This is a genomic window from Stenotrophomonas oahuensis, assembly GCF_031834595.1.
Classification (GTDB): Bacteria; Pseudomonadota; Gammaproteobacteria; order Xanthomonadales; family Xanthomonadaceae; genus Stenotrophomonas; species Stenotrophomonas oahuensis.
On the sequence record NZ_CP115541.1, the window covers coordinates 2,971,655 to 2,991,126 of the forward strand.

The 19,472-nt window shown below is 61.9% G+C and carries 15 protein-coding genes and 1 tRNA gene; 12 read left to right on the forward strand and 4 right to left on the reverse strand.

Going from position 1 to position 19,472, the window contains the following annotated elements; translation table 11 throughout:
* The first annotated feature begins 64 nt into the window (after positions 1-64).
* The 5 genes from PDM29_RS13275 (at position 65) to PDM29_RS13295 (ending at position 5,160) form a co-directional block, all read left to right on the forward strand.
* Positions 65-140 (forward strand) — tRNA-Thr (locus tag PDM29_RS13275).
* A gap of 212 nt (positions 141-352) precedes the next feature.
* Complete coding sequence (locus tag PDM29_RS13280; protein ID WP_311190583.1) at positions 353-724, forward strand: DUF7668 domain-containing protein; 372 nt, start codon at positions 353-355, stop codon at positions 722-724.
* A 213-nt stretch (positions 725-937) separates the two neighbouring features.
* Positions 938-2,548 (forward strand): beta propeller repeat protein, encoded by a 1,611-nt coding sequence (locus tag PDM29_RS13285; protein ID WP_311190584.1) that lies wholly within the window; start codon positions 938-940, stop codon positions 2,546-2,548.
* Positions 2,545-3,774, forward strand: a complete 1,230-nt coding sequence (locus tag PDM29_RS13290) for a hypothetical protein (RefSeq protein WP_311190585.1) — start codon at positions 2,545-2,547, stop codon at positions 3,772-3,774. The genes PDM29_RS13285 and PDM29_RS13290 overlap by 4 nt, the downstream gene beginning before the upstream one ends.
* Before the next feature lie 129 nt (positions 3,775-3,903).
* On the forward strand, positions 3,904-5,160 hold the full coding sequence (locus PDM29_RS13295; RefSeq protein WP_311190586.1) for a hypothetical protein: 1,257 nt from the start codon (positions 3,904-3,906) through the stop codon (positions 5,158-5,160).
* On the opposite strand, the gene PDM29_RS13300 is transcribed toward PDM29_RS13295, so the two are convergent.
* Both PDM29_RS13300 and PDM29_RS13305 read right to left on the reverse strand, forming a co-directional pair.
* The gene (locus PDM29_RS13300; protein WP_311190587.1) at positions 5,152-7,473 is read right to left on the reverse strand and encodes an arylsulfatase; all 2,322 of its coding nucleotides are present in this window, start codon (positions 7,471-7,473) and stop codon (positions 5,152-5,154) included. The genes PDM29_RS13295 and PDM29_RS13300 overlap by 9 nt on opposite strands.
* A gap of 408 nt (positions 7,474-7,881) precedes the next feature.
* Positions 7,882-8,121, reverse strand: a complete 240-nt coding sequence (locus PDM29_RS13305) for a HigA family addiction module antitoxin (RefSeq protein ID WP_311190588.1) — start codon at positions 8,119-8,121, stop codon at positions 7,882-7,884.
* Here PDM29_RS13305 and PDM29_RS13310 point away from each other — a divergent pair.
* From PDM29_RS13310 to PDM29_RS13320, 3 genes are all read left to right on the forward strand, one after another.
* Entirely contained in the window at positions 8,120-8,272 is a 153-nt protein-coding gene (locus tag PDM29_RS13310) for a hypothetical protein (protein ID WP_311190589.1), read from the forward strand. The genes PDM29_RS13305 and PDM29_RS13310 overlap by 2 nt on opposite strands.
* Positions 8,273-8,893: 621 nt before the next feature.
* Positions 8,894-9,286: a HigA family addiction module antitoxin gene (locus PDM29_RS13315; protein WP_311190590.1), complete on the forward strand. Its 393-nt coding sequence runs from the start codon at positions 8,894-8,896 to the stop codon at positions 9,284-9,286.
* Between the two features lie 106 nt (positions 9,287-9,392).
* The gene (locus tag PDM29_RS13320) at positions 9,393-9,782 is read left to right on the forward strand and encodes a hypothetical protein (protein WP_311190591.1); all 390 of its coding nucleotides are present in this window, start codon (positions 9,393-9,395) and stop codon (positions 9,780-9,782) included.
* A 483-nt stretch (positions 9,783-10,265) separates the two neighbouring features.
* On the opposite strand, the gene PDM29_RS13325 is transcribed toward PDM29_RS13320, so the two are convergent.
* A complete protein-coding gene (locus tag PDM29_RS13325) occupies positions 10,266-11,525 on the reverse strand; it encodes an IS256 family transposase (protein ID WP_311190592.1) in 1,260 nt (419 codons plus the stop codon).
* A gap of 76 nt (positions 11,526-11,601) precedes the next feature.
* Between PDM29_RS13325 and PDM29_RS13330 the strand changes: the two genes are divergently transcribed.
* From PDM29_RS13330 to PDM29_RS13345, 4 genes are all read left to right on the forward strand, one after another.
* Positions 11,602-12,345 (forward strand): transporter, encoded by a 744-nt coding sequence (locus PDM29_RS13330; RefSeq protein WP_343237511.1) that lies wholly within the window; start codon positions 11,602-11,604, stop codon positions 12,343-12,345.
* A 102-nt stretch (positions 12,346-12,447) separates the two neighbouring features.
* Positions 12,448-14,475, forward strand: a complete 2,028-nt coding sequence (locus PDM29_RS13335) for an alkyl/aryl-sulfatase (protein ID WP_311190594.1) — start codon at positions 12,448-12,450, stop codon at positions 14,473-14,475.
* 262 nt (positions 14,476-14,737) lie between these two features.
* On the forward strand, positions 14,738-15,736 hold the full coding sequence (locus PDM29_RS13340; RefSeq protein WP_311190595.1) for a 2-hydroxyacid dehydrogenase: 999 nt from the start codon (positions 14,738-14,740) through the stop codon (positions 15,734-15,736).
* A gap of 64 nt (positions 15,737-15,800) precedes the next feature.
* Positions 15,801-17,420 (forward strand): L-lactate permease, encoded by a 1,620-nt coding sequence (locus PDM29_RS13345; RefSeq protein WP_311190596.1) that lies wholly within the window; start codon positions 15,801-15,803, stop codon positions 17,418-17,420.
* Positions 17,421-17,571: 151 nt separating this feature from the next.
* Here PDM29_RS13345 and PDM29_RS13350 read toward each other — a convergent pair whose 3' ends face one another.
* Positions 17,572-19,470, reverse strand: a complete 1,899-nt coding sequence (locus PDM29_RS13350; RefSeq protein WP_311190597.1) for an XVIPCD domain-containing protein — start codon at positions 19,468-19,470, stop codon at positions 17,572-17,574.
* Positions 19,471-19,472: the final 2 nt, after the last annotated feature.

Below are 19,472 nucleotides of genomic sequence, written 5' to 3' on the forward strand. Positions count from 1 at the left end.
CCCGCGCAGCCGTCCTTCCGCCAGATTGACCGTACCCGCCGCTCCGCTTAGAATTGCCTGCTCAGCCGGAATAGCTCAGTTGGTAGAGCGGCGCATTCGTAATGCGTAGGTCGCAGGTTCGACTCCTGTTTCCGGCACCAGATCCAGCACAAAGCCCTGGCCATTGGCCGGGGCTTTTTGTTTTTGGTGAAGGAAGGGCCGACCCCCGCTTCCTGGAGGAAGGATGGGGCGCCGGCGTGGATATTATAGAGCCGCTATTGTCCAGGGATGGCTCGGCAGACCCGAGTGTCGTGCGGAGTGCAGGGGCCAGTATGAGCGCGCGAATTGGTAATCACGTCCTGTGGTGGATCCCATGAACGAAATGCCTGTGTCCAAAGAGGGGCAATCTGAGGCTCCTGTGCCGATTGTCTGGCGACCCATGCTTGCGGCGATCGTGGATGCGCTCGCAAGGGGGGAAGAGCCAATGCTGCCGCAGGTGCGCCTTCAGTTGCCCGGCACCTGGGATGACATCCAGGAGAGCATTGAGGACTACGGTGCCCGGCTTGTGCCTTTGCCAGATGCCTCTTGGGATTCATCCGTCCACATCTGGAGCGGAGAGTACTGGGATGTTCTGGTGGATCTTTACACCGAGGAGGAAGGTGCAAGCGACCTTGTACTCAAGGTGCGAGTCTATGAGGCCGCAGATGGGTACCGTTATGAAGTGGATATGGCCTACGTCCCATGAATGCTGGATTGCGATAACTCCGTAGCCAGAGTTCACCGCCACTGTGTCGCCCCCCAATTCTGGCCGCCCACACCCTTCACGCCGCCCCGCTCGCCCATTACCATCCCACTAGCGCGTACCGCTGGGGAGCGACGCGCGGTCAGTTGATTCAGCCCAATCCAAAGGTTGTTGTCACCTGCCGGTCGGTGTGACCGGACTTCAGGAGGAAGTCGCATGCGCAGCTGGATGTTGGCGGTGGTGGTGTTGTTCGCAGTGCCCTGTATCGCGTCCGGTTCGTCGAAAGACCCCGCCAAGCTCGTAGCCACCCATGGCTACGCCTACATGTCCTTCTCCAAGGGTGGACAGGACATGCTGGTGGTCACCCCGGTCGGCAGCAAGCGCGAGATTCGCATCCACATGGCGGCAGACGTCCCGGCCGTGGCCAAGATGCAGGCCATTGGCGACTGGCTTCCCGCAGGCAGCTACCGCATCACCGGCTGGGGCGCGTTGGAGTGGAAGGACGGCCCCACCTTCGAGATCAAGCCGGGGCGGGTCACGGACCTGGGCGACTATATGGCTGTCGATGTGGGCGGCTACAAGACGGTGATGCTGCCCATCGCGCACGCCAGCCGGCAGGACGCGGTGGCCGCCGCATCCCGCACCTTCGCATCTCAGCTGGTGGACCCCGTGCCCATTCCGGTGGACATGGCGATGTCTGCCCCGATGGAAAGGACCTCCGTCGGCACCGGGTTGGGGCTCGTGGGCGACCTGCTGATCGCCCACGATCGCAAGGTCAACAAGCCTTCCACCATCAATGCGCTGTTGTCCGCCGAAGACCCGGAGGCGTTCGTGCGCCTGGCCCGCACGGTGACATTGCCGGTGCAGGATGAGCCCGCCGCCTTGTCGGACGGAACCCTGTATTTCCCCGCCGACTTCGGCCAGCTGCGTAAGCGCTCGCCGGACGGTCACTGGAGCAACGTGGGCATGGACACACTGCGCCAGATCACCTCGGTGGAGGTCCACGACGGTCGCCTGGTGGCGGGCAGTGATGATGGACATATCCGCGAAAGCCGCGACGGTGGTGCCACCTGGACGGAGCTGCTGGCGCTGGGCAGCAAGCAATCGGTGTTGGATATCGACCACACTGATGGCTACTGGGTGGTGACCACGCTGGAAAATACCGATCCCTTCAAGGAAGGCGCGATCCGGGTTCCCAATCCCATCCTCAACATCCCGTTCGTGCCCAGGACGGTGCGCCTGCGGATTCTTGTGGCGCGAGCCGATGATCTGGCGGACCTGAAGCCTTCGCGCGAATTCGCCATGGACATCAATGAGATGTGGGCGTGGCCGGGTCCGCAGGGACAGCTTGTGAACGGCCACTACTACGTGCTGGCGGGAAACACGCCGCAGCGTCTGAATCTTGCGTCTGGGCAATGGAAGGCCATTCCTCCCCGGGCAAGAACGTCCACGCTGCGGGTCAATCCCACCACCGGCGTGGTGTCCGCCTTGTGGGGGCAGGGGGCCTTCTCCAAGGTGTATTACTCCACCGACAAGGGCGACACCTGGCAGCAGATTGGCCGCCCGCCCTACGTGATCTGGGACGTGCAGATGGACACCGCGACCTCCGGCTGGGCCTCCCGATGGAACATGAATGCGTTTGGCGGAGACTGGGAGTTGTACAGCTTCTCGCCGCAGAAGAACGACTGGGATCATGTGGGCGATGCACCATTCAACTGCAGGCCCATGCGCGTGAGTGCCCATGCACCGGTGTTCTGCATGACCCGGGACTCCAGCATCTTCTCGCTGCGTGATGGCAAATGGAACGTGGAGTTCTCCGCCCAATGAATGCCCGAATCTGGATCAGTTCGCTCACGCTGGGCTTGGCCCTGCTCGCTTCTCACGCTGTGCAGGCCGCGTCGGTACCGGCCGAGACAGATGCCGCCAAAGCGGTTCGCTACACGCGTGCGCTGGAGGCGACGCCGTTGGCCGACAATGCGCTGGACATGCGCAAATGGCTGCTGCGCTGGATGCTGGAAACGCCGGATTACACGGTTCTGGTCTGCAACATGCTCGACATTCCAGATGACGAGAACGGAACGCTGTCCGGCGAGCTGATGGTGCAGATGATGGCCGGCAACGTGGCCTGGCAGATCGAACACCCGCGGGAGAACGACGATGTGTCGCGCCAGATGGCAGCGGTACGGAGCGCTTTGAAGATGTACGCGGCATACCTGGCCAAGGACCCGAAATGGAAGCTTCCTGCGCTTGATCCGGTCATCGAGCGGGAACGCAACGGCACGCTGCGCGAGCATGTCGCGAAGAAGGTCGCCGCCGGCTGTAATTCGGAGAACGGCGGCGAGAAGATGACCTTCAGCGAGGAGGCGGAGCCGCCGCCATTCCTCGGCGGATTCCTGCGCGAATCGCACATGGTCTATCCGCTCAAGGTGCCCAATGGCTGGGTGATGCAGAGCGAGCATCGCTACGACGAGCTGGAGTCCGGGGCCTCAGTCCGCTTCCAGCGCGAAGGCGATGTCACCGGCTGGATGGATGTTTACTTCTACCCGATAGGCGTGATCAGCAAGGAACAGCTGGAAAAGCTGGCCGCTGCCGAGCGCGAACAGCTGGTCACGGTCTGGAAGGATGCGGTCACCGGCGCGCCCTTGAGCCCGCTTGGTACCTTCAGTGTGCCGCTGAAGGCGGATCCGTCCACGTCCCAGCCGCGCCCCGACGCCATCACCGCATATGCCGCCGATTTCACCTACAAGCACCGAGAGAATGGCAAACGCTATAACTCGGTGCTGGTGTTCATGGTTGACCGGCTGTACGCCATAAAGCTGCGCTACAGCGCAGAGGCTGAGAAGTTGAGCCGCGAACAGGTGCGCAATGAAGCTGAGGCATTTGCCCGCAGTCTGCTCCTGGAAGTGGAGATCATCAGTACCGGCGACTGCGGAGCACCCGCGAGGGCCCTCGAAGGAGGGATCGCCGAAGGCTGCGTCGGCGAGGAACCGGTCCAGCCGCTGGTGCCTGACGGCTATCGTGAGCTGCGCTTTGAGTATCCGGCACCTCGGTGAAGCGGAGGTCACGTCGGGGGTTCATGGTGCCCGAGGCAGGGGGTTCCGTGACCCCGGTCCTCACCTGGTCACACACCAGTTGCTATCCTCCAGCCTGGACGAAGCCCTACAATCAGGAAATCAAGGACGATGGCATCCATCACCGCTCTCCGCCGCACCGCGCTCGCACTGGCGCTTCCGATCTGCCTCAGCCTGGCCTCGCCTGTACTGGCACAGGAGCCCGCAACACCCGCCGAAGCCGAAGAATCCACGCACGCCAAGGTCCTGCGCTACACCCGCGCGCTGGAACAATCTCCGGACGCCGCCGACGCGCATGAAGTGCGAAGGGCGCTGTTGGATTGGGCGATGAACAACAGCGAGTTCGAGGTCAACCTGTGTGATGTGATGGATCTTCCCGAACTGGGGCACAAGGACCGCAGCCCAATTACCACTGAACTGACGCAGCAGATGCTGTTCGGGAACGTCGCCTTCCAGATCGAACACGGCACGGACACCCCCGAGCTGGCTCGGCAGGTGGCCGCTGCGGAAAGCGCGATCAAGGTCTACAGCGTGATGCTGGCCAAGCACCCGGAACTGCGCATCGCGCAGATGGACGCGCTGATCGCCGAGCAGAAGGCTGGCCGTCTGGACCGGCACCTGGCCCCGGTGGTGACGGATTGTCTGGCCGCTCGCCTCACGCGTGTGAACGCAACCCCGGACGAAGTGCCGTTCCTGGGCGGCTTCCTGCGCGAGACCTCGGTGATCTATCCCGAGCGGATCGGCACCTGGGTGATGGTGGGCGAGCATCGTTTCGACACAGCGCCCTTTGGTGCCTCGCTTCGCTACGAGCGCCCCGACGACAACACCGGCTTCATTGATGTGTACATCTATCCGGTGGGTGTGAACTCGGCCGAGGCCGTCGCCGAGCAGGCCGTTATCGAGCGCGACGCGCTGCAGAAGGGCTGGTCCTCGCAACTGGTCGACCCGCCAATGTCGCCGTTGTCGACGTTCACGCTTCCTGTAAAGCCGCCTTCCAAGCCCTCTCCCTATCACCAGCCTCGCCCCAAATCGGTTACCGCCTACCAGGTGGACTTCGGCTTCAAGCGCGAGGATGGGGCCTACAGCGGGGCGTTCATCTATATGGTGGACCGCCTGCACGGCATCGAAATCCGCTACAACGCGAAGGCGTCGTCGCTCGACCGGGCGCAACTGCGCAAGGAAGCTGAAAAGTTCACGCGCGAGGTGTTCCCACAGCTGGGCATCGTCAGCAACGGCAGCTGCGGTCTGCCCCAGATGGGCGTTGACGGCAAGCTCGCCGACGGTTGCGACGGCATCGAGCCGGTGACGCCCGCTGTGGGCGAGGGCATGCGCGAGCTGCGCTTCGAGTACGCGCCGCCGTCACCCTGAGGTGGCGGCGGTCTTCTCCGGGTAGATCTCCACGTCCACGTGGTCGATGGTGCCGGTGAAGCGGAACGGCAGGGTGTAACTCCAGTCCACCGCTGAACCGGTATCCAGGCCTATATCCAGCCCCTCGCCAATGGAGAACTGGATCGGAATAGTGCGCTCCAGCCGGCCGCTGGCTACGGTGTGTCCGTCCACGGCAAGCGTAAGCGTGCCGCCTTTGCCCATGCCGCCACCGTCGTAGTCAAAGCGTGCCTCGATGTGCGCCTTACCCGGTGGAAGTGCCTTTTCCGCGCTGAACACCGGGCGCTCCTGGCCGAGGAAGTTGTAGACGAACGCTGGCTTGCCGTCCTTCATGTACAAACCGTAGCCACCTTCCGAACCACCCTGGGTGATGATCATGCCTTCGGCACCGGCCGGCACCTCCACCTGCGCGATGATCTTCCACGACTTGTTGAGCATCGGCAGGCACGCCGCATCGGGCAGAGCCACCATGCCGGGGTAATAGGTCACCTGGGTGCGCTTGCCAACCAGGCTGGGCCGGCCCATCGCTTCGGCGTTCATGCGGATCACCGCACGCCAGTCCAGCGGCAGCACGCTGTACTTGGCGGCTTCCACCCACCACAGGTCCTGCAGCTCGCGCAGTTTGTCCGGGTGCTCGGCAGCCAGGTCATGCGCCTGTGAGAAGTCGCCATCCAGCTTGTACAGCTCCCATACCTGCTGGTCGGGTGACCAGTCTTCAGAGCGATTGGGAATCCACGGCGCGAAGCTGGGGGCCGAGGCCATCCAGCCGTCGTGGTACAGCCCGCGGTTGACGCCCAGTTCGAAGTACTGCGTACGCCGTTTGCTGGGCGCATCGCCCTGCTCGAAACTGAAGGCAAAGCTGATGCCTTCAATATCCTTCTGCGGAATGCCGTTCAATACGCATGGTGCGGTAATTCCGCACACCTCATACAGCGTGGGCACGATATCGATCACATGCAGGAACTGCTCGCGCAACGCGCCTTTATCCTTGATGCGCTCAGGCCAGCTGATGATCAGCGGATTGCGCGTGCCGCCAAAGTGGCTGGCCACCTGCTTGGTCCACTGGAACGGCGTGTTCATCGCATGCGCCCACGATGACGGAAAGTGGTTGAAGTGCTTCGGCCCGCCCAGTTCGTGCATCACCACGAAGTTGTCCTGCCACTTCTCCGGGAAACCATTGAAGAACAGGTTCTCGTTGAGTGAGCCTTCCAGCCCACCTTCGGCGCTGGAGCCGTTGTCGCCGGCAATGTAGAGAATGATGGTGTTGTCGGCGTCGGGTAGTGCTTTCACCGCGTCGATCACCCGGCCCATAGCCGCATCCACCTGCGCGCCGTAGGCAGCAAACACTTCCATCATGCGTGCATACACGGCCTTTTGATCCGGCTCCAGGCCTTCCCATGCGGGCAGCCCCTTGGAGCGCTCGGTCAGGTCTGTATCTGCGGGCACCACGCCCAGCTTTTTCTGACGTTCCAGTGTCTGTTCGCGATAGGCATCCCAGCCCATGTCGAACTGGCCTTTGAACCTGTCGATCCACGCCTGCGGTGCCTGGTGCGGGGCATGTGTGGCACCCGGGGCGACATACAGGAAGTAAGGGCGGTCCGGCGCGATGCTCTTGGCCCGGCGCACCCAGGCCACGGCCTTGTCGGCCAGGTCTTCAGTCAGGTGATACTCGGGGTCATCGGAGGCGGGCACCAGGTCGCGGTTTTCAAACAGCAGCGGGTTCCAATGGTTCATGTCGCCGGCATTGAATCCATAGAAGTAGTCAAAGCCCAGTCCATTGGCCCAGCGGTCAAACGGTCCCGCCGCGCTCAGTTCCCAGGTCGGCGTGTTGTGGTTCTTGCCGATCCAGGCGGTCATGTAGCCGTTCTGGCGCAGCACTTCGCCGATCGTGCCGCAACTGCGCGGCAGTACGCAGCAGTAACCGTCGTAGCCGGTCGCGAGCTCGGTAATGCCGGCGAACGAGGCCGAATGATGATTGCGCCCGGTGATCAGCGCCGCCCGTGTCGGGCTGCACAGCGCGGTGGTGTGGAAGTGGTTGTAGCGCAACCCCTCGGCCGCCAGCCGGTCCATGGTGGGCGAGGGCACGCCGCCGCCGAAGGTGCTGAACTGGCCGAAGCCCACGTCGTCCAGCAGGATCAGCACCACATTGGGGGCCCCCTTGGGGGCCTGCACCGGCTGCGGAAACTGGGCCGGGTCCGAGTCCTGGTAGGTGCGGCCCACCTGGCCGTGGAAGTGGAAGTCCGGGCGCGGCAGGATGTCGGGCGTTCCGGCACGGGTGTCGTCAGAGGCGTTCATCGGCAGGTTCCTTGGGGCGAGACCCCGAGCTTCCCACCGCCCACGCACCGGGGCATCGGCGAAAGCACCGGCGGGTTGCCAGTACTTTTACTGGTGGCGGAGACTTGAATTGAAGCGGCGGAGATTCGTAGAGCCGGGCTTGCCCGGCTTCCCAACGTGTACGGACTCCGTCAGCCGGGCAAGCCCGGCTCTTCAAGAGCGATGCACCCAGCAAACGCAACAGTCAGCTCCTTCCGCCACAACATGCAGCTGTATACGGTGCATTTCACCAATCCTGCCCACTACCGTCTGGAGTCCTACTCGGGGGAGAAGTCTGCAACGTTCGAATGCTAGACGCTGTAACCGGTGAATCGTTCCCGCTGGGGCCATCGCGGCCGTTCATTCCGCGGCACCGGTAGCGACGTCCAATTAGATGAAGTGTTCGTAGGATTCCTGAATTCCGGTCCAGAACCCTTTCGAAGTGCCGAAGTAGCGTGAGAGGCGAAAATCCGTATCGGCGGTGATCGCGAGGTCTCCCTCTACGATCTGCTCGATAACGTGCTGTGGTACGCCGATGGACTTGGCCAAGCGATATTGGGTGATGCCCATGGGTTCCAAGAACTCATGCAGGATGATTTCACCGGGGGTGGGGTAAGGAACGGTACGCATGATCATCTCTCTTGGTGGAATGGATCACGCTACTTCAATCGCCAGGGAGGGCTTTTCAATTCATTTCAGTTGGGTGTGCACCAATTCTCGACCAGATGCGTCGTTCGTTGGCCGTTGTCTGTTGATCGGTTCACTGCCGGTCGGCATTTGAGCTACATACGACACCTCGGGTGCCTGGCAGTTCGATCTGGTGCCATCAATGACGCGCCATGGTGCATCGGAATCTTTGCCATTCTGGCTCGGAACATGCGCCAAACCGCCGTTTTCCGTGCCATAGACGTCATCGATAGATGCAGCCTATCGAAATCGCGCGAAATACATGAAAACAGCCACTTCACATCCGAATCGCCTTCCGGCAATGTGGCCCTCGGAGTCTAGAAAACTCTGTTGATGCGAGCATTGGATATCCCAATGTCGGGATGGTGGCGAATGCAACACTCCCCCAAAACGGGGGGGGAATAAGCCACACCGTATCGCATCACGGTTTTCTAGCTCCCGACGCCTTTCCCATTGGGGGAAGGGTACTTCCCCGGGAGTCTGAGATGTACACGTTCTGGGCCTTCATTCATCGTTTCGAGCTGCCCACTCGAGGCCTTCGATTACCTCTTACGCGCGCCCGCCGCCCTTCAGCGTCGCCTCTTCGCGCGCACATCCAAGACTTATAACGCCGGGCGCTGACCCGGCCATCTGATCGGCATGCCGCCGCGCCCTAGCTGTGCGCCGCGTTGCCACTTCGTTGAACTCATTCGTTACCCAGTTTCGGGAGGTTCCCATGTGCGAGCAGTGTTCCTGTGCAGGTTGTGTTGACCATGCGAATCCAGAGCGCCCTCAGGGCGGCCATGCAAGCGGAGCGGTGCAGCCTGCGCCGCTGTTTCAACCCTCAGCGAGCATCCATCCAGGGCGCGTGCTGATGGACGACTATCTGCGCCCTGCCGGCATTTCCATTCGTCGGCTGGCGGATTCCATTCGGGTCAAGCGTGGGCGGCTGGAATCGGTGATTGGTGGCCGCAGCAGCATCAGTGCGGAACTGTCGCTGCGGCTGGGGCGTTACTTCGGTGACCCGCCGGCGTACTGGCAGGATCTGCAGTCGAAGCACGACATGGAAATGGCGTACTGCGCCTGGGGCGAGGACATCGACCTGATCCGCCCGCGCGTGCGCTGGTAGGACGGTCGGGATGGGTCGCCATGTTTACGGTACGGCCCGGGTTGTCAGTTCGTGCGCAGCCCGGCCGGGACGGCGGGCTGTTGCGCAGAGTGCAGGAGGTTCGGGCATGAGCCTGGTGATGGTGCTGGAGATCGAGTCGGGTGTGACGCTTGATGATGTTGCGTTCACGCTTCGGTCGCTGGGTCTGCCGAGTGAGGTTGATCAGAATATCTGGGCTGGACTGCTGCCGGGGTGCAGGTGTGCGTTTGGGTTCAAGCAACACGCTGTTCCGCTTGCTTTAGGGGCAAGAGGCATGCAGGTGGAGTGGAGTGTCGGGTTGACGATTACGTTTCATTTTCGGGCTGCGCATATGTTGCGGAGCCTGCATGAGATCTATCGGTTGATTGAGGTGTTTGCGATGCAGCACGCGCATCGCTTCGTGCTCTCGTTTCAGTACGAGCGCATCTACGCGGTGCGGGACGGCACCGGATTGGATCTGGTGTGGAAGATCTCGTAGAGCCGGGCTTGCCCGGCTGCTCTTCCTCAAGATTCCAGCCCCACCGCCGATATGCCAGAGGACGACTCTTCCGCTCGGCCGTCATCCGACATGCACAACGGGTTCACATTTTCGCGCTTGTCTCCGCTTTCTGAATCAGGTATCAAAGCAGGCATTAGGGGCCGTTGAAGTTGTCACCGCCAGCAACGCGTACACGCCGTTGCCTGGCGACGTGTGTGCTGTGCACGTTTCATCCAGGGAGAACCGCGGTGAGAAGACCTGCATATGCTGTACTTGGTGCTTCGCTTTACCTGGCTTCATCCAGTTGTTTTGCGTTACCCGCGTCCGGTGCGCGTGATTACGCCAACGCTCCACAGGGGTTAACCGGTCTGCAGTATGTCTATCAGCATGTTGATACAAACGCGGAATTCGATCTGCCCATAGTGAGAGTGTCCGTATTTTTGTGTTCGGGCGACGTGGGCTGCCCTGTGACAGCCCGGCTTCTTAGTACGGGCTCCGGATAAATCGGTCCCCGTAAAGTACGGCAAATTGGTTCATCGCGTTCTTCCAGCCGTGGCTGGTGCCTCCCCAGTTGGCCGTGATGTTGCGCAGCCCCAGCCAGATCAGCTTGATCGCCGCCTCGTCAGTTGGAAAATGCCCTCGGGTTTTGATGACCTTCCGCAGCTGCGCATTAACGCTCTCGATGGCGTTGGTGGTGTAGATGACACGACGGATCTCAGGTGGAAACGCGAAGAAGGGTATGACGCGGTCCCATGACCGTCGCCATGCCTGGGGCGCCGAGGGGTAGCGTTTGCCCAGCGGCGAGGCCTCCAGCGCTTCCAGGGCCTGTTCGGCGGACTCTGCATTGATGGCCTGGTAGATGGGCTTCAGCTCGGCTGCGAGAGCCCTTCGATCCTTCCAGCCGGCGTAGTCCAAGCTGTTGCGGATGAGATGCACGATGCAGGTCTGGAGAGTGGTCGCTGGGTAGACCGCCGCCAGCGCCTCGGGCATGCCTTTAAGGCCATCGGTCACCGCTATCAGTACGTCCTCCACGCCGCGCGTCTTGAGGTCGTTGAAGACCTTCATCCAGAACTTGGCCCCTTCTGTGTTCTCGATCCAGATGCCCAGGATGTCGCGACTTCCATCAGGTAGAACGCCTAATGCCAGATAGATCGCTTTGTTGCGCACTACGCCCTCGTCACGCACCTTGACGCGCAGGGCATCAAAGAACACCACCGGATACATCAGCTCCAGCGGACGCGTCTGCCACGCCGAAATCTCTTCCAGAACCTCGTCGGTCACCGAGCTGATGAAGTCCGCCGACACGTCTGTTCCATACTGTTCAGACAGAAACGCGCGGATGTCGCGGACGCTCATTCCGCGCGCGTACATCGCGACGATCTTGTCGTCAAAACCAGTGAAACGCCGCTCGTGCTTGGGAATCAGGATGGGCTGGAAGCTGCCATCCCGGTCCCGGGGAACGTCCAGTCGCAGGGGGCCATCCTCAGTCAGAACGGTTTTGCTGGACGTTCCATTTCGCTGATTGCCGGTCGATTCCGGTCGCTCGCTTCCGGGTGGGTACCCCAGGTGATGGCCCAGCTCGCCCTTCAGTGCCCGCTCAATCAAGGCCTTTTTCAGGGCTGTGGTGATGTCCAGGATCTCGCCCGCGGTCGTCGCTCCGTTGGCAAGCTGCTCAACGAGCTCGGCAGGCAGGGTAGGCAGCTGACGGGCAGCGGCCTTGGCGGTCATTTTCTTGGGTGGCATACATGATCCTTTTCAACATGTTATGCCCGAACACAAAATTCCTGACAGTCCCCCCATAGTTGATCCGGGCCTGTCGATGGGGATCGACCTGCATACGCTGCGGTACCTCAAGTATTTTGGCCGCGACGGCCACACGTCTGCTTTCAGCGTCTACCAGGCCTACGGGGACCTGGATGGAACCTTCTCGCCGTTCGGAGGCGGCAGGTCAATCCGGCTTTCCGGCCACGGCTACAGCGACACCGTGGTCATTCTGGGCACCAATCTTTCCGGTGCCCCCTACCTGCCGCTCAACGAGTACATGCAGTGGTCCTTCGGGCCCACCGTTACCGCGCAGGTGATGATTAGTGCGCCGACGGGCAGCTACAGCCGCGACAAGCTGTTCAACATGGGCACCAACCGCTGGCAGATAAAGCCTGAGCTGGCCTACCTCATGCCGGTGGGCGAGAAGGGCTGGTGGGACGTGTACGGCAACGTGGAATGGTTCCAGGACAACGATGACCCGCGGGGTGGCAACCGGTTGGAGACCAAGCCGCTGTTCGGCCTGGACACCCACTACTCGTACACGTTCAACCGGGCGTTCTGGGCAGGCGTGGGCGTTTCCTATCGTCGCGGCGGGGCCACCCGGCTGGATGGCATCAGCCAAGGGGGTAGTGAGGAGTACACCGATGGCGTGGCCACGGCCAGCATGACCTTTTCGCCGAACTGGATGATGAAGGCCATGTATTCGCACCCCATCAAAGCGTCCAACGAGGACGTGAATACCGAAATCTTCCAGCTGACCGTTCAGTACAACTGGGGCCATCTCCCCAGCAACCGCTGATCTGCCACGGGCCGTTGCAAGCACGGTTCTACTCAATCTCCGGGGATATCCATGATTGGTTCACATCGTTTGAGCGTTTGCGTTTCGCTTCTCGTCTGTTCCATGGCCTCGCTCGCCCACGCCGCTGACGCCGCTTACACCACCGGTGAGGTGAAGCCGGCCTCGGCCTCCACCGTCAGTGCGCAGAAGGTGGTGCGCGACACCTTGCCGTTCTCCGACCGCGCCGACTTCGATGAGGCCAAGCGGGGGTTCATTGCAGCACCTGACTTCCGCCAGATCGCCAAAGACGGCGGCGGTGTTTCGTGGAACATGGACGACTGGAACTTCCTGCTGGAGGGCAAGGAGTTCGATACCATCAACCCCTCGCTGCAGCGCCAGGCCACCTTGAACATGGCCTACGGTCTGTTTGAGGTGGTGCCGGGCATCTACCAGGTGCGTGGTTTCGACCTGGCCAACATCACCTTCATAAAAGGCCAGACCGGCTGGATTGTGATCGACCCGCTGACCACCGCCGAAACCGCCCGTGCGGCACTGAAGTTCATCAACGAGAAGCTGGGCCCGCGTCCGGTGGTGGCAGTGATCTATTCCCACTCACATGGCGATCATTTTGCCGGCGTACGCGGCGTGGTGGACGAAGCCGACCTGCAGGCCGGCAAGGTGCAGATCATCGCGCCCGAGCATTTCATGTATGAGGCCATCTCCGAGAACGTGTTCGCCGGCAACGCGATGACGCGACGCAAAAGCTACACCTACGCCGACCTGCTGCCACGCAGCCCTACCGGCCACGTGGACGGCTCCATCGGCAAGGCGACGGCAAAAGGAGCCAGCGGCATCATTCCGCCCACCCGTGAAATCAAGCAGGCGTATGAAACGCTGACCGTGGACGGCGTGAAAATGGAGTTCCAGCTGACCCCGGGCACCGAGGCGCCGGCGGAGATGAACACCTGGTTCCCGGAGCTGAAGGCCTTCTGGGCGGGCGAGAACATTGTGGCCGGCCAGCACAACATCTACACGCTGCGCGGTGCCAAGGTGCGTGACCCCAGCGCCTGGGCGGGCTTCATCAACGAGGCGCTTTACCGTTATGGCGACGACGCGGTAGTGATGTTTGCCTCGCACTCTTGGCCGCGTTGGGGCAAGGAACGCATTCACGAGGTGATGCGCGGCCAGCGTGACATGTACGCCAATCTCAACAACCAGGTGCTGCACCTGGCCAACCAGGGCGTCACCATCAACGAAATCCAGAACGTGTACAAGCCGCCAACCTCACTGCGCAACCAGTGGTACACCCGGGCTTATCACGGTTCGTACGAACACAACGCGCGCGCGGTGATCAATCTGTATCTGGGCTACTGGGACGGTAACCCTGTCACCATGGTTCCGCTTTCGCCGGAAGATACCGCTCCGCTCTATGTGGACATGATGGGCGGTGCGGACAAGATCCTGGCGAAGGCGAAGGCGCTCAATGATGAGGGCAAGTACAAGTTGTCGATGGAAATCCTGAACAAGCTTGTCTACACGCAGCCGGGCAACCAGCAGGCCAAGAACCTGCTTGCTGATGCGTTCGAGCAGCTGGGCTACCAGGCCGAGAGCCCGAGCATCCGCAATGCGTATCTTTCGGCGACCAAGGAACTGCGTGACGGGGTAGTGGGCTTTGACAAGGCCAAGGTCAAATCGCCGGAGATGGTGCGGGGCACGAGTACCGAGCTGCTGTTGCAGAACCTGGCCATTGCCATCGACAGCCGCAAGGCTGAGAACATGCACTTCAAACTGAACCTGATGCACCCTGATACCCGGGAGACCTTCGTTACCGAGATGAGCAACGCCACGCTTACCACCATCACGGGGCATCAGTCGGCTGACGCGGACCTGTCGCTGCAGATCAATCGCCCTGATTTTGTCGCACTGGTGCTGGGCGAACAGAAACTGGGCGATCTGGTGAAGAGCGGCAAGGCCAAGGTCCGCGGTGATCTCGGGGTGCTCAAGCAGCTCACTGCGGCGGTCACCAAGTACGACCCGGGCTTTGAACTGATGCCCGGCACCCGTCCCGCCAAGGGACGCGCAGCCGAAAGCTCGGGTGGAGATGACGTATTCGTCGCCGCCCGTCCGCTGGAGTTTGACGGCGAAGAGTGATTCCGGGTGACCAGGGGAGGGCGTCACCCCATCCGCACCAGACCATCTCGTAGAGCCGGGCTTGCCCGGCTGCTGTTGGCGCAGGGCTACCGGCCATAAAGGGCACCGCATTGAAGGCGGTGTCGATTTGAATTCATGCGTTACCGGACCCAGGCTCAATCTACGGCTCCAACGTGCCCCCGGTCACGCTTTGACATCATTTACTGAGGAACCGTCCCTACCTTCTGGGTTACTGTTGAAACGCTCCCCCAGAGGCCACCCCATGAAGACCGCCGTTTTCAGCGCTCGCCCCTACGACCGTCACTTCCTGGAAGCCGCCAACCAGCATGTGGGCGGTGAAGGGCGGTTCGAGTTCGCTTACTTCGATGTAGGGCTGGATCTCACCACGTCCACACTGGCCCAGGGTAGTGAGGCGGTCTGCGTATTCGTCAACGACCGTCTGGACGCCCCGGTGCTTGAAGCACTGCACGGGCAGGGCATCCGCGCGGTGCTTCTCCGCTGCGCAGGCTTCAACAACGTGGATCTGGCCGCTGCGGAACGCCTCGGCCTGTTCGTCGCCCGCGTGCCGGCGTACTCGCCCGAGGCCGTGGCCGAGCACGCGCTGGCGCTGATCATGACCCTCAACCGCCAGACCCACCGGGCCTACAACCGGGTGCGCGAAGGCAACTTCATGCTGGACGGCCTGCTTGGGCGCACGCTGTATGGCCGCACGGCGGGCATCGTGGGCACCGGCAAGATCGGGCTGGCCACGGCACGCATTCTCAGAGGCATGGGCTGCAATGTGCTCGGGTATGACCCATACCCGAGTTCTGCCTTCGACGGAATCGGCGAAATGGTGCCGCTGGCCGAGCTGTTGGCCCGCTCGGACATCGTCTCCCTGCATTGCCCCCTGACCCCGGACACGCACCACCTCATCAACGAGGCCTCGCTGGCGTTGATGAAGCCCGGTGCCATGCTGGTGAACACCTCGCGCGGTGGACTGGTGAACACCGATGCGGTGATCCGCGCACTGAAGTCACGACACCTCGGTCATCTGGCCATTGACGTGTACGAGCAGGAAAGCGCGCTGTTCTTCCAGGACCTTTCCGGCGAGATCATCGACGACGATGTCTTCCAGCGCCTGATGACCTTCCCGAACGTACTGGTCACGGGGCACCAAGGCTTCTTCACCGCCGAAGCCCTACAGGAAATCTCCGCCATCACCCTGGGCAACCTGACCGACTTCGCCGAAGGCCGCGCCTGTCCCAACAAGGTAGCGTAGAGCCGGGCTTGCCCGGCTGCTCCATCACCGGTCTGCCCCAAAAACCGCACGGAACCCCAATCCCATGTGGCAACAGAACTACGACCCCCTAGGCAACACCTACCTCTCCGCCCTGATGGGCGCTCTCCCGGTCCTGGTATTCCTCTTAGCCCTGACAGTCCTGCGCCTCAAAGGCCTGACCGCAGCACTACTAGCCGTAGCCGTCTCCATCGCCGTCTCCTGGTTCGGCTTCGGCATGCCCCTCGGCGAAATCACCGGCGCAGCCCTGCTCGGTATCGCCAACGGTATCTTCCCGATCAGCTTCATCGTGCTGATGGCGGTGTGGCTGTACAAGCTCGCCATCCGCAGCGGCAAGTTCGAAGTCATTCGCGGCAGCATCGCCACCATTTCCGATGACCAGCGCATCCAGGTGTTGCTGATCGCGTTCTGCTTCGGTGGTTTCCTGGAAGGGGCAGCCGGCTTCGGCGTGCCCATCGCCATCTGCGCGGCGCTGCTGGTGGAGCTGGGCTTCCGCCCGCTGAAGGCGGCCATGCTGTGCCTGATCGCCAACGGCGCGGCAGGGGCCTACGGGGCCATTGGCATTCCCGTGTTGGTCGGGGCAGAGCAGGGTGGGGTGCCGCTGCAGGACATGTCGTGGAAGCTGGTGCCGCTGGTGCAGGTGTGCGCGGCGCTGCTGCCGGCGGCGTTGGTGATGTTGCTGGATGGTTGGCGCGGCGTGCGCGAAACCTGGCCGGTGCTGCTGGTGGTGGGCCTGGTGTTCAGTGGCGTGCAGACCGCCGTTTTGCTGCTGTTGGGGCCGGAGCTGGTCGATATCGTCGGTCCGCTGGCGGGCATGGCAGCGTTGGCCGGGTTCATGCAGTTCTGGCAGCCGAAGCGGATCTACCGCGAGGCCGAGGCACCGCCGGTGTCGGCGCAGCGCTGGTCGCTGAAAGAGGTGCTGCTGGCGTGGTCGCCGTTCTACCTGCTCACCGCCACCATTCTGGTGTGGAGCCTGCCGGCGTTCAAAGGGTTGTTCGCTGCGGGTGGAGCGCTGGCTGGCACGGTGCTGCATCTGCCGATTGGGTTGCTGCACCAGCGGGTGCAGGAGCTGCCGCCGCTGGTGGCCGAGGCGCATACGCTGCCGGCGGTGTGGAATGTGGGGTGGCTGGGCGCTGCGGGTACGGCCATTCTTATCGCCGCGTTGCTGACGGCGTTGTTGTCGCCGAAGCTGGGGCTGAGGTCGGCTGGGCAGGAACTGGCCCAGGCAGGGCGTGAGATGTGGAAGCCCTTGGCTACGGTGGCGCTGGTGATGGCGGTGGCTTACATCACCAACTATTCGGGGGCGTCTTCCACGATTGGTCTGGCGCTGGCGGAAACCGGTGGGGTGTTCCCGGTGTTGTCGCCGGTGATCGGCTGGATGGGGGTGTTCATCACCGGGTCGGTGGTGAACAGCAACACCTTGTTCGCGCATCTGCAGGCGGTGACAGCGGAGCAGATCGGGGTGGCTCCAGCGTTGTTGGTGGCAGCGAATACCGCAGGCGGGGTGATGGCGAAGCTGGTGTCGCCGCAATCGATTGCCATTGCGGCGGCGGCGGTGAAGCTGGTGGGGCAGGAGTCGGCGATTCTGCGGTCTACGTTGGCGGCCAGTCTGGGGTTGTTGGCGTATGTGTGCGTGGTGACGTGGGTGTTGTCGATGTTGGCGTAGCGACACACCATGCGAGTCATCGGGGTGCCGGGTGATGCGATGGACGCGCATGGCGCGTCCCTACCGAGGTGGTCGGTGGTTCAGCCGGGCGAGCCCGGCTCTACGTTGTCGCGGTGCCGGCCGTGTCATGAGGGCGCATGCACGCAACGCGTCATCCCATCCGGAGCGGCGACGATTGATGTCGTTCTGGCTGCGTTTGTTGATCCTCCTTGGCGACGCGCGTTTGCTCGGCTGCTTCGATGCTGCGGACAGACTCCTCAATCGGGGTCTGGGCGGCCACTGCCGTCGGCATGACGGCTCGATAATGACCCGGGTTCGATAGGTCACCTTGCACCAGAAACACGTTGGCCCCGGCCGGTTTGTCCGCCGTTGGCCCGCTCAGCATTACATGATCGACCGAGTGCAGCCCCCGTTGCTTTGCGAGTGCAAGCAGGCTGGTCGTCATGCGCTCACTGATGGCGTCATAGCTACGGCCGTGCTGAGCGTCGAGTCCGGCGACACCCCGCTGGATCTGCAGATACATCGGGTCGCGTAGATACGCAGGGGAATCAAGCTCAGCCCTGCGACCGTCCGCAAGGGTTATGCCCAGTTGTCCGTTCTGGAAATTCTCAACGACAGTGGGCTGGCGGTTTGCGGCTTCGGTAGCCTGCGTGCCAGTGATGCTGAGGTTGCCCTCAACCAAGCGATAAGCAAAGCGCCCGTCTTCGCTGCGGTAGGTGCCTGCGGGATCGGTTTCAGAACGCACACCTCCGGTGAGCTGCAGGTTGCCCCAGTGCAGTTCGCCGCGCCCATCCGCGTCCCGAATCGTGTCGCCTCCGCCCACCACATAGGTGTCATGGCCTGTGCCGCCTTCAAGGCGGTCGCGTCCGTGGCCGCCAATCAGGACGTCATCGCCCTGGTGACCACGTAGAACATCGTTTCCGCCGTCGCCAATCAGAACGTCGTTCCGGGAGACTTCCTGGTTGCCGCGCATTCGGCGAGAATCCAGTGTCGCTTGATGTTCTTCGCTCACCGCTTCGCTGGATGAGTTGCTGTGTTCGCGGCGAAGTGCAATGTGTGGGCGAGTATTGTCAGGGTAGATCTGCTGGATGTCATCGCTGTCGCGAAGGCTACGATTTGGGTCGAGGAAGATGGCGCCTGGGGGGAAGCTGTCGGTCTGCAGTCGTTCTGCCATTGTCGGGTGCTGGGCGCGCAGGTCTTCCATTAGCACATCACGAGCCGGTGCGAAGGCAGCTGCTACTGATGGTACGCGACCATATTCGGCTACGAGATCAGGATAGTCCCTATTGGCTTGCACAACGCGATTGCGCGAAGCTTGCGTGCCGTCAAGGGTCTCGCCGAACTGGAGCTCGACGCGCTCAATATCGTCACGATGCAGTTCAAGTGTGCGGTAGACAGCTCGGGCCTCGGTCGGAGTGATGTTCTCGCTGTCGTCATAAAGGCCAAATACCTGAGCCTCTGCAAAGCGCCGCTTTCTTAGGCCGCCTTCGTTGGACAAACGATGCGGGTACTGTTCATTGGGCTTGTCGCTCCCCCAACAGTTGTATCTGATCTGGTACCAAGCTTCAGCCCGGTCACCCTGGCGTATGGCTTCCATTACCGGGTGCTCGGGCACAGTTCCGTTCGCAGTTCCAGTCAGATTGGCGGGTCCGCGATTGTAGGCAAGCGAAACCGCTGCGATCCGTTCATCAGATAGCGGCATATTCGCGCTATTTGCTGGTACCTCGTATTCCGCCAGAGATGCGCGTAGCAAACTGTCTGATTCCGCCGCGTCAAGCTGTCTGCTGAAGCCTAGACCCAAGCGAGTCTTTTCTCGTTCAGTCCCTGCTGCATCCACGCCTGCGAGCGTTCGCCATTGAGCGTCACTTAGCTCAAGTCCAGATTCGCGCCATATTCTGACGTTGTTGTTACGATTCAGCGTGAAGCCCCAACCTATGGTGGCCTTTCCGTCGCCGACGTCTTGAACGTGGGCGTGCAGGCCTTCAGCTCCGACTATCACAAGCCTGAGCTTTCTTTCGTACTCAGCTTGGCTTAGCTCTCTGTAGTCCATGG

What these genes read in the sequence shown, in the direction of transcription:
- PDM29_RS13280 (WP_311190583.1), top strand. Translation starts at nt 353, where the DNA reads ATGAACGAAATGCCTGTGTCCAAAGAGGGGCAATCTGAGGCTCCTGTG.
- PDM29_RS13285 (WP_311190584.1), top strand. Translation starts at nt 938, where the DNA reads ATGCGCAGCTGGATGTTGGCGGTGGTGGTGTTGTTCGCAGTGCCCTGT.
- PDM29_RS13290 (WP_311190585.1), top strand. Translation starts at nt 2,545, where the DNA reads ATGAATGCCCGAATCTGGATCAGTTCGCTCACGCTGGGCTTGGCCCTG.
- PDM29_RS13295 (WP_311190586.1), top strand. Translation starts at nt 3,904, where the DNA reads ATGGCATCCATCACCGCTCTCCGCCGCACCGCGCTCGCACTGGCGCTT.
- PDM29_RS13300 (WP_311190587.1), bottom strand. Translation starts at nt 7,473, where the DNA reads ATGAACGCCTCTGACGACACCCGTGCCGGAACGCCCGACATCCTGCCG.
- PDM29_RS13310 (WP_311190589.1), top strand. Translation starts at nt 8,120, where the DNA reads ATGATCATCTCTCTTGGTGGAATGGATCACGCTACTTCAATCGCCAGG.
- PDM29_RS13305 (WP_311190588.1), bottom strand. Translation starts at nt 8,121, where the DNA reads ATGCGTACCGTTCCTTACCCCACCCCCGGTGAAATCATCCTGCATGAG.
- PDM29_RS13315 (WP_311190590.1), top strand. Translation starts at nt 8,894, where the DNA reads ATGTGCGAGCAGTGTTCCTGTGCAGGTTGTGTTGACCATGCGAATCCA.
- PDM29_RS13320 (WP_311190591.1), top strand. Translation starts at nt 9,393, where the DNA reads ATGAGCCTGGTGATGGTGCTGGAGATCGAGTCGGGTGTGACGCTTGAT.
- PDM29_RS13325 (WP_311190592.1), bottom strand. Translation starts at nt 11,525, where the DNA reads ATGCCACCCAAGAAAATGACCGCCAAGGCCGCTGCCCGTCAGCTGCCT.
- PDM29_RS13330 (WP_343237511.1), top strand. Translation starts at nt 11,602, where the DNA reads ATGGGGATCGACCTGCATACGCTGCGGTACCTCAAGTATTTTGGCCGC.
- PDM29_RS13335 (WP_311190594.1), top strand. Translation starts at nt 12,448, where the DNA reads ATGGCCTCGCTCGCCCACGCCGCTGACGCCGCTTACACCACCGGTGAG.
- PDM29_RS13340 (WP_311190595.1), top strand. Translation starts at nt 14,738, where the DNA reads ATGAAGACCGCCGTTTTCAGCGCTCGCCCCTACGACCGTCACTTCCTG.
- PDM29_RS13345 (WP_311190596.1), top strand. Translation starts at nt 15,801, where the DNA reads ATGTGGCAACAGAACTACGACCCCCTAGGCAACACCTACCTCTCCGCC.
- PDM29_RS13350 (WP_311190597.1), bottom strand. Translation starts at nt 19,470, where the DNA reads ATGGACTACAGAGAGCTAAGCCAAGCTGAGTACGAAAGAAAGCTCAGG.